Origin of the sequence: Lactiplantibacillus plantarum (assembly GCF_014131735.1) — a bacterium.
Classification (GTDB): domain Bacteria; phylum Bacillota; class Bacilli; order Lactobacillales; family Lactobacillaceae; genus Lactiplantibacillus; species Lactiplantibacillus plantarum.
In genome coordinates, this window is sequence record NZ_CP039121.1 from 2,383,361 (window position 1) to 2,396,931 (window position 13,571).

Consider the following 13,571-nt stretch of genomic DNA (forward strand, 5'->3'; position numbering starts at 1 on the left):
TTCCTCGCTTTCTTTAGCTTTCGTAACGCAAGTGGTTCAAGATTCCGATAATTATCCGGGCCCGCAGACTGTTTTCTAAATCCCGGTCCGTTAATCCTAACGTCTCGTGGTCAATCGCCACTAAAATCAATTGCGCTTCTCGACGATTTAAGACGTCGTCCTCGTATAAACTTTGGACGACCGCATAAGCATCTCGTTGTGTGATTGAATCGCCGATCACCTGTATGAGGGCGTCCAACACATCAGCATCATCGACCAAATTAACCTTCTCAATGCGAATATAACCACCACCGCCACGTTTACTTTCAACTAAGTAACCATTTTGGATCGTAAACCGGGTCTTAATCACATAATTAATCTGTGAGGGTACCACGTTGAAAAGGTCGGCAATTTCTGACCGTCGAATTTCAACATGCTCCGAGTCCGCCAAAATACTTTTTAAATACTTTTCAATAATATCCGAGATATTTTGACTTTGCATGTGCTTCACCCTTTTCATTATCTTTGACTAATATTGACTATTATTATACGAGGATAATGGAAAAAAGCAAAGAATTTCACCCAAACCGCGGACTAGCATGTGCTTAACGGTTGTTACAGCATAGCACGCCAAACGTTTGCTTTCAATTGATTCAACCGTTTAGAACCTCATAATGATTAAATTATTAGGTCTCCATATTCATTGAACTACCTATTTAAAATATGTCAAGTTGAGTCACTCCTCATTGCAGGCGATGGGCACTGGTATCACAACGATGAACAGCAGTTCCGAGACTAATTTCTCCGAGCTCATGACTAACAGTGGCTGTTGCCTTGTCGGGATTATGAGTCACAACCACCGTATTCTTCACATGGCTGACTTAGTGAGTAACGTCGCAAAAGTGTCCCCTGACCGTTGAAACACCCCTGCTTACAAAAAAGGCCATAAAAAAAATCCAGCCAAATGACTGGATTAGTTGGTTTAACCGTAATCGGGAAAACAGGATTTGAACCTGCGACCCCTACGTCCCGAACGTAGTGCTCTACCAAGCTGAGCTACTTCCCGAGAAAATTAAATAAAAAGCCTTAGCACTTAACTAAGACTGTGTTAAACGATCGGGAAAACAGGATTCGAACCTGCGACCCCCTGGTCCCAAACCAGGTGCTCTACCAAGCTGAGCTATTTCCCGATACTAATGCACCCAGTAGGAGTCGAACCTACAACCTTCTGATTCGTAGTCAGACACTCTATCCAATTGCGCTATGGGTGCTTATTTAAAATGCCGAGGACCGGGATCGAACCGGTACGGTTATCACTAACCGCAGGATTTTAAGTCCTGTGCGTCTGCCAATTCCGCCACCCCGGCAAATTAAAAGCGGAAGACGGGATTCGAACCCGCGACCCCCACCATGGCAAGGTGATGTTCTACCACTGAACTACTTCCGCATAATAAAGCTATTAAATTGTAAATGCCGACTAGAGGATTCGAACCTCCGACCTCCTCATTACTAGTGAGATGCTCTGCCAACTGAGCTAAGTCGGCATGTGCGGGTGAAGGGACTCGAACCCCCACGTCGTAAGACACTAGAACCTAAATCTAGCGCGTCTGCCAGTTCCGCCACACCCGCATGATGTTAATCATGCCTTGTTGCCGGTTCAAACAGTTCTTACTGGTATGCCTTGACAACTATTTAACTTTATCATCATGTTGAATACTTGTCAACAACTTTTTTCAAATAAATGGATAAATATACTTTTTACTGGATAAACAAGTTATATTTTTCCGACAAGAAATATTATAGCACGGTAGCCGAAAATAGCAAACCCTATTTTCAAAAAAAGGTGAATAAATTTCAGTAAACCCAGCTTTTTCGCCCTTTTGCGCCTGAAATGTTCTCCCGACATTCTGCCCGTCCCGCAATTATTTAGTCAACTCGGCCGTTATTTCCACTCACATTTTAAAATCGACAGTTCCCTTTAATACTCATTAATTATGCAAAAAAAGCGAACTCGCATCACTGCGAGTTCGCTAACTTCATCTCAATTAACCTTGTTTTTCAATCTTCGTCTTACCGTGCATATATGGAACTAATACATCTGGAATCGTAACCGTCCCATCTTCATTTTGATAGTTTTCCAAAATAGCTGCAACGGTCCGACCGACAGCTAAGCCACTCCCGTTCAAAGTATGAACGAATTGCAATTTGCCATCGTCATCGCGATATTGAATGTGCGCCCGCCGAGCTTGGAAATCAGTACAATTTGAACAACTCGAGATTTCCCGGTACTTGTCTTGTTCTGGGAACCAAACTTCCAAGTCATGTGTCATGGCAGCTGTGAAGCTCATGTCACCAGTCGTTAACGTAATAACGTGATATGGTAACCCAAGTTTCTTTAGCAATGATTCGGCATTGTTGGTCAACTTCTCTAATTCATCCCATGAATCTTCTGGTTTCGTGAACTTAACCATTTCAACCTTATTGAATTGGTGTAAGCGAATCAAGCCTTTCGTATCACGACCAGCACTACCAGCTTCTTCACGGAAGGCTGGTGATAAGGCCGTAAAGTAAACTGGTAATTTTTCAGCGGGAATAACTTCATCACGATAATAGTTGACTAATGGCACCTCGGCCGTTGGAATCAACGTCAAATCTTGCGTCGTAATCTGGAAAGCGTCTTCCTTGAACTTAGGAAATTGGCCGGTACCGTACATAGATTCATCAGTGACCATGTATGGCGGCAAAACTTCCGTATACCCTTCAGCTTCGTGCTGGTCTAAGAAAAAGTTGTAAACGGCGCGTTCCAGTTTAGCACCATCGCCCACGTAGTATAAGAAACGACTACCAGAAACCTTAGCACCGCGCTCAAAGTCTAAGATGCCTAAATCTTCACCGATATCCCAATGTGCTTTCGGCGTAAAGTCAAAATGCCGTGGTGTCCCGATTCGACGTAATTCAACGGCATCTTCTTCTTTCAAGCTAACTGGTACGTCGGGATGGGGCATGTTTGGTAAATGTGCAGCCATATCCTGAACTTGGGCATCAACTGTCCGCCGTTCTTCATCCAACGTCTTCACATCGGCGCTAACTTTTTGCATTTCTGCAATTTCGGCACTAGCGTCTTCCTTGTTCCGCTTCTTCTGTGAAATTTCGCCTGAAACTTGGTTACGCGTCGACTTCAATTGTTCGCTCTTGGCGATCAATTCACGACGCTTTTCATCAGCGGCCAATAAATCATCGATGTCACTCGCAGCAACACCCCGATGACCAAGCTGTTCTTTTACAAAATCTGGATTTTGACGAATCATTTTAACATCTAACATAACGACGTCTCCTTTTCACTTTTAATCGTAAATAAAAACAGTCTCTCCTCCCAATTGGGACGAAGAGACTGCGATTCGCGGTACCACCCAAGTTCAGGATCATGATTAATCCCACCCTTAAACGGATAACGGCCGTGCCGTGCAGTATTACCTGCCCACATTGTCGCGCCGGAGTTTCGACTACCGATTCACACCACCCACCGGTTCTCTGAACGTCTACTTAAAAACGCGCCGTGTTTAATATTCACTGTCTACTATAAAACATTGATTCTAAAAAGGCAACTAGCCTAAACTAGCCACTTTTTCGTCGATCAACCGAATGACTTCCTTACGCGCATCCGCATCGGCGACAAAGTCCAGCTGATCCCCGTCGATCTGCATCTTCGGGCTATGATCATAATTAGCGTACCAGTCGTCATAGCGTTCATTCAAAGTCTGATAATATTTATATAAATCAGGATCTTGATCAATTTGTTCGTAAGAACGGCCCCGCTTTTGGATTCGTTTGAGCATCGTATCAAAAGAAATATTGATATGAATAAGTAAATCAGGACTCTTTTGATGAGACGCTTCTGGCAATTCCTGCATCATGTTATCTAATAATGAATCATAAATGTCAACTTCGGTATTCGTCGCCCGGCCAAGATCACCATTCAAATGAAATAATAATGAATCTTCAAAAATCGACCGGTCTAAGACGTCCAGATCGTTAGCAAAAGCTGATTTAATACTGTCTAACCGTTTATTTAAAAAATAGATTTGTAATAAGAAGGCGTACTTCTTAGGATCCTTATAAAATAACGGCAAAATGGGATTATCATCAACTGACTCGTAAAACGCTTTAGAACCAAAGTGGTTAGCCACTAACTGCGTTAAACTCGTCTTGCCGGCACCGATTGTTCCTGACATTACAAGCATGGGGCGTCTCTCCTTTTAATCACGTCAAAATTTTGATTATCTCTAAAAGCAACACTACATATTGTACGCACCCACGTCTTAAAATGCAATATCTGGTGAGTCAATTCAGTAAAAAACTTCGCACCAGCCACAACTGCGACGCACTAGTCAGCGATCCAAGCAACTCACTAACACACACTGGGTTACTACCCAAGCCGGCGCTGGTGGCACTTCAGCTTTGAGTGCGGCCTCTGACCAGCATAATCTGTCGTGACCAAATAATACTCAGTTGAGACGAACCCACATTGCTAAACCGAAGACAATTTAAAAGCGCACGCTAGCTAATTCCTAACGTACGCCATAAATGGTATTAATTGGGGCCATCAATAATACGGCTAGCTTATTACTTGGCCGCCTTTTCTCGAGCTTGCAGCAAACTGACGTACTGTTCGAGAGTCAAATTGTGCTTAGTCATGAATTCCGCACTCGCCTTACCAACGTAACGGAAATGCCAAGATTCATAGTCAATCCCAGTCGACTGCTTACCATCTTTAGTAAAGCGCAACACAAATCCATAGTCCGCCGCGTGATTAATCAACCACTGCTGACCCTTGTTCTTGTCGGATGATGACAATAATTGATTACCATGAGTGCTGTACCAGTGCGTGTTCATGATATCTGCTGCGAGACCAGTTTCATGCTCACTACCACTAGGAACTGCGACATATTCTTTAGTCAGCTTTAAGGCTTCCTTGGCTGATTTTCCTTGATTCTCATAGGTTTGAATCGACTGATCCCAAACCTCTTTTTGATAAGCGACTGAACGATACCCAGACACGATTGTTGCTGGATAGCCGGCTTTTTTTGCCCCCGCTAGAAAGGCTTCCAATGGTTTGACGATAGAACTACGGACTTCAATACCATCCACGCTCGACTTATTAAATGTCATCTCAGCGCGCTTATGCCACTTATTGACGACCACTAAGTCGCTATCGGTCGATTTAACGCCTTTCGGTAAGGCACTAATCAGTCGTTGCCGCTTGGTCTGCGTCTTCGTCGACTTAGCACTCGTAGAACTACTAGTCGCTTTAGACGTCAACTGGCTAGCACCACAGCCAGCCAGGACACCTGCTAATGACACTAATGCTAGACCTCTTAACAAATTTCTCTTTAACATCTCTCTCGCTGCCTTTCTCATTTCAGCTTAGCATAGTCATAGCCGACTAGCCTATTCTTAAGGATAAGTTTGCGAATTTTTAATGATTCCATATTCTCATTCTATCAAATTACCATAGATATCAGATTAGCGCACCCTCAATTTGCCGCTTGCTATCATTACAATCGTGCAAGCCCCCACTCATAACGATCCGCCGTGACCATCTGTTGCGAGCAGTGTTATCAGCATAAATCAGGACACCTAAAAATACGACCGCGCCTTGAGTTGACAGGTCCAACTCTCGCCGTCAAAAAATGCGATTGACCCAGTGTCAACCGCATTTAATCAAACTATCAAAGTGCGTGCTTAATCTTGATGGTGTCGTTTGCGTGTCAAATCAACCTTGTCTAGCGGAATCATCTTAGTATGATAGCGAATCTTATAATAGACATACAAGATGATGAATAACGGGATGCTCATATAGGTCACCCCAATAGCCTGCCAATCAAGCGTTGCAAATGAATGTAAGTCTTGACCAATAATGACCACGACACACAAGATAAAGGCGAACCACGGGCCAAATGGGAACCACTTGGCATGGTACCGCAATTCACTCAATTGATGCCCCTGCTTAACAAACGCGCGACGGAAACGCAGATGCGAAATAGCGATTCCTAGCCAAGCGATAAAGCCCGTTAACCCACTGGCCGAAACGAGGAAAATATAAATCCGTTCACCGAATAGACTCGACAAGAACGTGAGTAATCCAATCACCGTCGTTCCTAATAATGCCATGATTGGAATCCCACGACGATTGACCCGACCAAATGTCTTGGGGGCATAACCCTGTAATGACAAAGAATATAACATCCGTGTCGAGGCGTACATCCCCGAATTAGCAGCTGACAATACGGACGTCAAGATCACTGCGTTCATCACACTGGCCGCAGCCGCCAACCCAGCCCGTTTAAAGACTAACGTGAACGGACTGATGGCAATATCGCTCGCTGATGACCCTAGAAGATCTTTCGACGTATAAGGAATAATCGCCGCAATCACGAAAATGGCTAAAATGTAAAATAACAAAATACGCCAGAAAACTTGTTTAATAGCCGCCGGAATACTTTTCTCCGGTGTTGCTGACTCCCCGGCCGTGATCCCAATTAATTCGGTTCCTTGAAACGAAAAACCAGCGACCACGAAGACACTCAAAATCGTTGGAATTCCACCGACAAATGGTGCCTTTTTATAGGTAAAGTTACTGAGGCCAGTGGCATGACCGCCCATGATTCCCACGATCGTCAAGACACCGATAACCAAGAATACGAGCACGGTCACCACTTTAATTAGCGAAAGCCAGTACTCAGTTTCTCCAAACGACCGGACTGACAGCGCGTTGATCGTAAAAATCAAGACGAGCGCAATCAGACTAAAAACCCACCCCGGCACGGATGGCAACCAGAACTGCATGACAATCGCCGCCGTACTAATATCGACCGCTAACGTGATTGCCCAGTTGAACCAGTAATTCCAGCCCATCGCAAACCCAAGTGCCGGGTCAACAAACTTCGTGGCATACGTGGAAAACGAACCTGAAACGGGCAAATAAGTTGCCATTTCGCCCAGACTAGTCATTAAAAAGTAAACCATCACTCCAATACCAACGTAGGCCAGTAATGCTCCCCCCGGCCCAGCCGTTGAAATTGCCGAACCGGACGCGACAAACAGCCCGGTCCCGATACTACCACCTAATGCAATCATGGATAAATGCCGCGTCTGTAAGGAACGATGCACTTCCTGATGTTGTTTTTCTGCCATTGCAGAACCTCCAAAAATCGATTTATATCTAAAAGTGTTCACACCGATTCAGGTTAGCACAATCAAAATAAAAAGCCTCTTTGCCTCACGATAACGTGCGCAAAAAGACTTTAATCAGATTGATTGACATAATTGCTGATTTCATCGTCGATAGCGCCCCGCAACTATTCTAGCTGCGACAGTCCTTGATTTATTCAACCAAGGCCCAACGGATGAATCGGTCACTGATCCATCGATTTCGGCGGTTGCCCCGTTCACTGACCTTCATAAGTGGTGACCCACTTCCAGCCGGCTACTATTGTTAACCGCATCCTCTTCTTTCGATATACTCAACCATTATATCTGACCGACCATCTTTTGACAACCGGTCACTAATGTTAATTTTAATAAAACTGGTCTGGTAACATTGTCTTACCTAACGCCTTGTTATCAGAATAATCAATTGGAATATCCACCACAACTGGACCATCCGTGGCAAAGGCCTGATCAAGCACTTTTTCCAAATCAGCAGGTTGGTTTACCCGCAAGCCAGTCGCACCAAAGCTTTCAGCATACTTCACAAAATCAACTGGGCCAAAGTGGACCGCTGCATCCTCGCCATACTTCATTTCTTCTTGGAATTTAACCATATCGTAGGTGCCATCATTCCAGATCAAATGAACGATATTTTGCTTCAGTCGAACAGCCGTTTCCAGCTCTTGGGCGGAAAATAGGAAACCACCATCACCAGAGACAGATACGATTTGCGTATCTGGACGAACCAAAGCCGCTGCGATTGCCCAAGGTAAGGCCACCCCTAGCGTTTGCATCCCATTACTGAACAACAAGTGCCGTGGTTCATAGCTCCGAAAGTGACGCGCCATCCAGATATAATGACTGCCGACATCGACCGTCACTGTCATGTCATCACTGACCCGTTGTTGTAAGGCTGCAATTACTGACAGCGGATGATTTAACTTGGACTGCTTATCAATATTAGGTACGAAATCACGCGTCTGAAGCCGTTCTTGTAATTCACCCAAGTAAGCTCGCGCACTATCGCTAATATCATAGCCCTTCATGTACGGCAACAAAAAGTCTAACGTCTGGGCAATATCACCGATCAATTCGGTTTCCGGTTGGAAATTATGATCAATTTCAGCGCGCATTGCATCGATAACCACGATACGGGATTTGCCTTCCGCATTCCAGTTGCGGGGTTCATATTCAATCGGGTCATAACCGACCGCAATCACTAAGTCGGACTTCTTTAGTAACATATCCCCTGGTTGGTTACGGAATAACCCGACCCGACCGAAGAAATGGTTGGCTTCCAAATCACGTGAGATCACGCCTGCCGCTTGGAAAGTCTCGACAACTGGTAGATTAGCAGCAGCCACCAAGTTCCGAATTGCTTTCGTCACTTCTGGTGAAGAAGCCCGCATCCCAACTAGCAAGACCGGCAACTTAGCTGCTTTGATTTTTTGTGCTAATAACGTGGCTTCGACCGGGCTAGCAGGTCCTAACTTAGGTGCCTGGATTGGTGTAATAACAGGTGTGCGTACAATCGAATCAGTGACATCTTGTGGCACACTAACAAAGCTGGCGCCCTGCTTAGCAGCTGTGGCTTCTTGGTAGGCGTTTGCGAGCACTTCCGAAATGTTTTCCGGTTCTTGAACTTCCGCACTGTACTTTGTAATCGGCTTAAATAGTGCCGCGTTATTCATACTTTGGTGGGTCAACCGTAACAAGTCAGCACGCTGAACTTGACCAGAAATTGCCAAGACTGGGTCACCTTCAGCAGTTGCCGTTACGAGCCCCGTGGCTAAATTGCTGGCACCGGGGCCAGATGTTGTCATCACTACACCAGGTTTCCCAGTAATCCGACCGATTCCGGCAGCGATAAACGCGGCATTCTGTTCATGCCGCGTCACGATCAACCGCGGACTTTTCGGGTTGACTGGGTGCTCCAAGCGCTCAAAGACCCGATCGATCTTAGCGCCTGGAATCCCGAATACGTACTTAACGTCGTGGTTTACAAGGCTGTCGACGATCGCATCGGCCCCGTAATATTTCTTATCTGGCATGTTGTTCCCCTCTATCTTGTGAAATTCATTGTTAGAATACCATAAAAAACGCTTTAATAACAGTATTTTCAGCCTTGTGAAATAAAGTGTATCATTTTGAAAATGATCCCCGATTGGCAAAAGCGCGTCAATATTGGTTTACCAAGCGAAACCGCTCCCAATTTTTATCGAGTTTGTACGACGTCTCACTTATGTGCCCGCATCCGACTAAGCAACGCATTTAATTGGGCCATTTTATCATCTGAGTAATTCGTCCAATCCAACACTGGGATTTGAGTAACAACTAATAATTCCTTGATCAACGTCGCCAGTTTTTGCTGGTCTAAAAAATCTAACCATAATTGATCCGCTCGCGAAAAAATCCCGTTGACCACTTTCGTCCCTTCATGAGCGACCGGTTCAACGTCCTTAAATACTCGGTCAAAATAACCATAATTCGGAAAGGTCTGCAACGTCCCCTCGATGGCCGCGACCACATCTGTAATTGAAATGTCCTCAGGTGAGCGTGCCAAGTGGACACCCCCGTTATTTCCACTGGTGGACGTGACCAGTCCTGCCACTACTAATTTACGAATAATCTTACGAATATACGAAGCGGAACCACCAATTCGCTCGTGCAAGACATCCGCAGTCAACGGAATCTCCGGTTGCTGTGTAGCCAACAATACCAACACGCAGGCGGCCTGTTCAAACGATTTTGCGAGTTGCATTAACTCACCTCCTAAAGGTTTAATTCCACACAATCAAAGAATAACTCCGTCTGACCAGCGCCAAACGGGGCGTAATCTGGATGGCGAACAGCATCATACTGTCGAAAATTAGCATGCTCTAAGATTCGCTTAGACGCCGGATTATTAGCTAGACAACTGGCTGTGATCCGCCGCAAATGAAGCGTTTCAAACCCGTATCGTAAAATACGTGCAACTGCTGCCGTCATAATGCCCCGCCCCCAATATCGAGCGTTCAACATATACCCGAGATCCATCTCTAAAGTTGCTGGTTCGCCCGTATTCGTCATGCGCTCATACAACCCCACACTGCCAATCACGCGGTGGATCGCTGTTAGTTCAATCGCAAAAATCTGTGGTAACTTCGCTTGCTGTTTCAATAAGAATTCGGCTTCCACTAAGCTGTGCGCTGGCGTAAAGCCCGCCGATGCCGCAATTGACGGATCACGAACTAAGTCATAATAATCCTCTGTATCTGCCAACGTAAATGGCCGTAACTCGAGTTGCTCATTCCGAGTTGTAACCGTAACCATGCCCATATCTGTTCCACCTGACTTGCGTTATAATAGTTATGTTAACCATATCAAATTGAGGTGATTGCATGCAAGTTATTAAGCAAAAATTAACAGCGACGTGCGCGCAATTGACCGGTTATTTGCATCAACCGGATACGAACGCACACCAAACGAACTTACCCGCCATTATTATCGTTCCGGGCGGCTCATACACGCATATTCCAGTGGCGCAAGCAGAGAGTCTCGCCATGGCTTTCGCTGGGCACGGTTACCAGGCCTTTTACTTGGAATATACGCTACTCACTGATCAACAACCACTCGGATTAGCACCCGTATTAGATTTAGGACGAGCAGTCAACTTGCTTCGTCAACACGCGGCCGAATGGCATATTGATCCGCAACAGATCACGCCTGCTGGTTTTAGCGTGGGTGGTCACATTGTGGCACTGTATAACGATTACTGGGCGACCCGCGTGGCAACTGAATTAAACGTAACGCCCGCCATGTTAAAGCCGAATAACGTGGTACTCGGCTATCCAGTCATCAGTCCATTGCTAGGTTTCCCCAAGGATGACGCGACCTTGGCTACCTGGACACCAACGCCGAACGAACTGGCCGCTGACCAACACGTCAATTCAGATAATCAGCCGACTTTTATCTGGACAACGGCTGACGACCCAATTGTTCCAGCAACCAATACGCTTGCCTACGCGACTGCGTTAGCAACTGCTAAGATTCCTTATGAACTACACGTCTTTAAACATGGCCCACACGGACTAGCCCTTGCGAATGCACAAACAGCATGGAAACCAGACGCCAATCAGCCGCACGTCGCCCACTGGTTAACGTTAGCACTTGAATGGCTAGCTGATAATCGTTAGTTCATTACCAGTCGTTGCTAGTTAATATTTTATAGCTGTAAACAAAAAATCGTTTGCTTCGATCAATTTCTCGCAATCAGCCGAGTAGTGTCGATTAAAGCAAACAATTTTTTATTTTGAGTCTATTATTTAGTGACACGGTTGCCTGCTAAATAATAGATTAGTTTAAGTTTGTTAATTGTCTTTATAAATATGAGCGATAAAACAACGGCCATTTCAATAATCCTGGTGCCCAGAAAACGTAGAACCATTGCATGATTTGACTCCAAGACCATGCCAACAACACGGCCCCAATCGTATCAGTTGGATAATGTGCATTCAAGTAAATACGTGAGAAAATGACCAATACTAACCATACGACACTCACCCACTTGACGATCATTGCCATTCGATAACTTGGCAACTCAGGAACAATCAACATGATAATCACGCTGACCAACACAAAGGTTCCTAAAACGTGACCACTGGGATAACTATATCCGGTATCCTGCGCTAAATGACCAATTGGTCGCGCTCGGCCGATGATGTGCTTGACAATAAAGCCTAACGCCATTGCACCAACCATATATGCTAGCGTCCAGAACGCTTGAATCTTATATTTAAATCCGTACATTAGAAACGCCAGGATGACGATCCACAAAATGTCCATTCCGGGTGACGCCAACCAAGCAATCACCTTATAAAATACCGTCCAAATACCGCTATTACTAATTTGGACCAGCGACGTTAAGGCCACATCTAGTAAATCAATACCAACCGCGCCGTCACTAATAAAATAGCTTAAGTAGGCAAATAAAATTACCCCAATGACAAACTTGATCGGCCGACTACGCGACTTATCGATCATCAAAACAAGAACCCCCATTTAATATTAAAATTAACAAAATTATACCATAGTCTATTAATCGACTGAACGAATCATTAATATCTCTCAGGGAACCTTAAAAAAAAACAAAGAATTCCCATTTTAATCACGTTTTATTAACAAAAAGGTTATGATTTATCTGACAGTCATCGGTAATCAAGCTAAATCTTACGTGGATTCAGTTCCCGCTGACCCGAAAAAATGCTAAACTATGAATAACTATTACCATTGGAGGAAGAGTTCATGGAAGACATGCCAAGTCGCTCAGAAATGCATCGTGAGAAATCACAAGGAAACAATTCACAGGGGAACGGCAACGGGCCCAAGAAGAAGCACCCCGTTCGCAATACCGTTTTAATCATTATTGCCGTGTTATTAGTTGGGACCGGGGCCTTTGCCGCGCGAACTTATTTTAACGCCAAGAATGCGGCCGACACCGTCTTCAAGAGTAGTGGTATTAAAAAGAGTCGGAATACGAGCGCCGTATTGAATGGTAAGAAACCCGTCTCGATCCTATTACTCGGAACTGATACCGGGGCCCTCGGGCGGAACTATAAAGGCCGGACCGATACGATCATCTTAGCAACGATCAACCCCAAGACTAAGACAACGACCCTGATGAGTTTACCACGTGATTCTGAAGTAGCTGTCTCCGGCTTCGAACAGGACTTCCCGACTAAGTTAAACGCTGCCTACGCTTATGGTAGTGCCGGAACGACCATCAAGACCGTTCAAAAATGGTTGAACGTTCCAATCGACTATTACGCCCTGATCAACATGGGTGGCATGAAAAAAGTTGTGGATGAAATCGGTGGCGTTGACATTACTCCAATTCGGACATTTACCTACGAAGGCTACACCTTTACTAAGGGCCAAAAAGAACATATGAATGGTGCCAAAGCCTTGGCTTACTCCCGGATGCGTTATGATGATCCACTCGGCGACTATGGTCGGCAACAGCGGCAACGGCAATTAATTACCGCCATTATCGGAGAAAGCGCCAGTGCTTCCAACTTGCTTAAACAAGATTTCTTAAATTCACTTGCTAAACAAACACGGACTGACTTAACATTCGGTAATTTAACTAGTATCGTCACTAATTACCGTAGTGCAACCAAGAATATCGTCTCTGATCACGCCCAGGGTACTGGTAAGATGATTGATGGTCAGTCTTTCGAAGTTGTTTCGCAATCTGAAAAGCAACGGGTCACGAACGTCTTACGTAAGTCCCTTAATTTAAAGGCTGCGACAACCGGCGAAAAATTTGCTAACCAAAACTAACCATCTGATTTGATGATAAGAGTCGTGACTACTTGTTGCGATGTCTCAGCTAACTAATTAAA

At 45.0% G+C, this 13,571-nt stretch carries 11 protein-coding genes, 7 tRNA genes and 1 riboswitch; of the genes, 2 read left to right on the top strand and 16 right to left on the bottom strand.

Translation table 11 applies throughout. The features are described from left to right. Positions 1–13: 13 nt before the first annotated feature. From E5260_RS11280 to E5260_RS11350, 15 genes are all read right to left on the bottom strand, one after another. A complete protein-coding gene (locus E5260_RS11280; protein WP_003644086.1) occupies positions 14–481 on the bottom strand; it encodes a CtsR family transcriptional regulator in 468 nt (155 codons plus the stop codon). Positions 482–971: 490 nt separating this feature from the next. After that, positions 972–1,045: transfer RNA gene (locus E5260_RS11285), tRNA-Pro, on the bottom strand. Positions 1,046–1,095: 50 nt separating this feature from the next. Continuing rightward, positions 1,096–1,169 (bottom strand) — tRNA-Pro (locus tag E5260_RS11290). Between the two features lie 7 nt (positions 1,170–1,176). Next, positions 1,177–1,250, bottom strand: a tRNA-Arg gene (locus E5260_RS11295). Positions 1,251–1,260: 10 nt separating this feature from the next. After that, positions 1,261–1,346: transfer RNA gene (locus E5260_RS11300), tRNA-Leu, on the bottom strand. Positions 1,347–1,354: 8 nt separating this feature from the next. Beyond that, positions 1,355–1,426: transfer RNA gene (locus tag E5260_RS11305), tRNA-Gly, on the bottom strand. A gap of 24 nt (positions 1,427–1,450) precedes the next feature. After that, positions 1,451–1,523, bottom strand: a tRNA-Thr gene (locus E5260_RS11310). A 3-nt stretch (positions 1,524–1,526) separates the two neighbouring features. Beyond that, positions 1,527–1,608 (bottom strand) — tRNA-Leu (locus E5260_RS11315). A gap of 416 nt (positions 1,609–2,024) precedes the next feature. Next, a complete protein-coding gene (gene serS, locus E5260_RS11320) occupies positions 2,025–3,302 on the bottom strand; it encodes a serine--tRNA ligase (RefSeq protein WP_003641240.1) in 1,278 nt (425 codons plus the stop codon). Positions 3,303–3,584: 282 nt separating this feature from the next. Beyond that, positions 3,585–4,220: a deoxynucleoside kinase gene (locus tag E5260_RS11325; protein WP_003641239.1), complete on the bottom strand. Its 636-nt coding sequence runs from the start codon at positions 4,218–4,220 to the stop codon at positions 3,585–3,587. A 382-nt stretch (positions 4,221–4,602) separates the two neighbouring features. After that, positions 4,603–5,376, bottom strand: a complete 774-nt coding sequence (locus E5260_RS11330) for a M15 family metallopeptidase (protein WP_015825278.1) — start codon at positions 5,374–5,376, stop codon at positions 4,603–4,605. A 345-nt stretch (positions 5,377–5,721) separates the two neighbouring features. Next, positions 5,722–7,173, bottom strand: a complete 1,452-nt coding sequence (locus E5260_RS11335; protein WP_003641236.1) for an amino acid permease — start codon at positions 7,171–7,173, stop codon at positions 5,722–5,724. 143 nt (positions 7,174–7,316) lie between these two features. Then, positions 7,317–7,498, bottom strand: a riboswitch (Lysine riboswitch). A 58-nt stretch (positions 7,499–7,556) separates the two neighbouring features. Beyond that, complete coding sequence (alsS, locus tag E5260_RS11340; protein WP_003644083.1) at positions 7,557–9,239, bottom strand: acetolactate synthase AlsS; 1,683 nt, start codon at positions 9,237–9,239, stop codon at positions 7,557–7,559. A 185-nt stretch (positions 9,240–9,424) separates the two neighbouring features. Continuing rightward, entirely contained in the window at positions 9,425–9,949 is a 525-nt protein-coding gene (locus E5260_RS11345; protein ID WP_003641234.1) for an Rrf2 family transcriptional regulator, read from the bottom strand. A gap of 11 nt (positions 9,950–9,960) precedes the next feature. Beyond that, on the bottom strand, positions 9,961–10,506 hold the full coding sequence (locus tag E5260_RS11350; RefSeq protein ID WP_003641233.1) for a GNAT family N-acetyltransferase: 546 nt from the start codon (positions 10,504–10,506) through the stop codon (positions 9,961–9,963). 62 nt (positions 10,507–10,568) lie between these two features. Between E5260_RS11350 and E5260_RS11355 the strand changes: the two genes are divergently transcribed. Beyond that, entirely contained in the window at positions 10,569–11,363 is a 795-nt protein-coding gene (locus E5260_RS11355; protein WP_003641232.1) for an alpha/beta hydrolase, read from the top strand. A gap of 184 nt (positions 11,364–11,547) precedes the next feature. Here E5260_RS11355 and E5260_RS11360 read toward each other — a convergent pair whose 3' ends face one another. Further along, on the bottom strand, positions 11,548–12,210 hold the full coding sequence (locus E5260_RS11360) for a phosphatase PAP2 family protein (protein WP_003641231.1): 663 nt from the start codon (positions 12,208–12,210) through the stop codon (positions 11,548–11,550). A 261-nt stretch (positions 12,211–12,471) separates the two neighbouring features. On the opposite strand from E5260_RS11360, the gene E5260_RS11365 reads away from it, so the two are divergent. Next, positions 12,472–13,509, top strand: a complete 1,038-nt coding sequence (locus E5260_RS11365; protein WP_003641230.1) for an LCP family glycopolymer transferase — start codon at positions 12,472–12,474, stop codon at positions 13,507–13,509. Positions 13,510–13,571 lie beyond the last annotated feature (62 nt).

Excerpts from the sequence above, each read along its gene's own strand:
- E5260_RS11280 (WP_003644086.1), bottom strand. The coding sequence starts at position 481 with ATGCAAAGTCAAAATATCTCGGATATTATTGAAAAGTATTTAAAAAGT.
- serS (WP_003641240.1), bottom strand. The coding sequence starts at position 3,302 with ATGTTAGATGTTAAAATGATTCGTCAAAATCCAGATTTTGTAAAAGAA.
- E5260_RS11325 (WP_003641239.1), bottom strand. The coding sequence starts at position 4,220 with ATGCTTGTAATGTCAGGAACAATCGGTGCCGGCAAGACGAGTTTAACG.
- E5260_RS11330 (WP_015825278.1), bottom strand. The coding sequence starts at position 5,376 with ATGTTAAAGAGAAATTTGTTAAGAGGTCTAGCATTAGTGTCATTAGCA.
- E5260_RS11335 (WP_003641236.1), bottom strand. The coding sequence starts at position 7,173 with ATGGCAGAAAAACAACATCAGGAAGTGCATCGTTCCTTACAGACGCGG.
- alsS (WP_003644083.1), bottom strand. The coding sequence starts at position 9,239 with ATGCCAGATAAGAAATATTACGGGGCCGATGCGATCGTCGACAGCCTT.
- E5260_RS11345 (WP_003641234.1), bottom strand. The coding sequence starts at position 9,949 with ATGCAACTCGCAAAATCGTTTGAACAGGCCGCCTGCGTGTTGGTATTG.
- E5260_RS11350 (WP_003641233.1), bottom strand. The coding sequence starts at position 10,506 with ATGGGCATGGTTACGGTTACAACTCGGAATGAGCAACTCGAGTTACGG.
- E5260_RS11355 (WP_003641232.1), top strand. The coding sequence starts at position 10,569 with ATGCAAGTTATTAAGCAAAAATTAACAGCGACGTGCGCGCAATTGACC.
- E5260_RS11360 (WP_003641231.1), bottom strand. The coding sequence starts at position 12,210 with ATGATCGATAAGTCGCGTAGTCGGCCGATCAAGTTTGTCATTGGGGTA.
- E5260_RS11365 (WP_003641230.1), top strand. The coding sequence starts at position 12,472 with ATGGAAGACATGCCAAGTCGCTCAGAAATGCATCGTGAGAAATCACAA.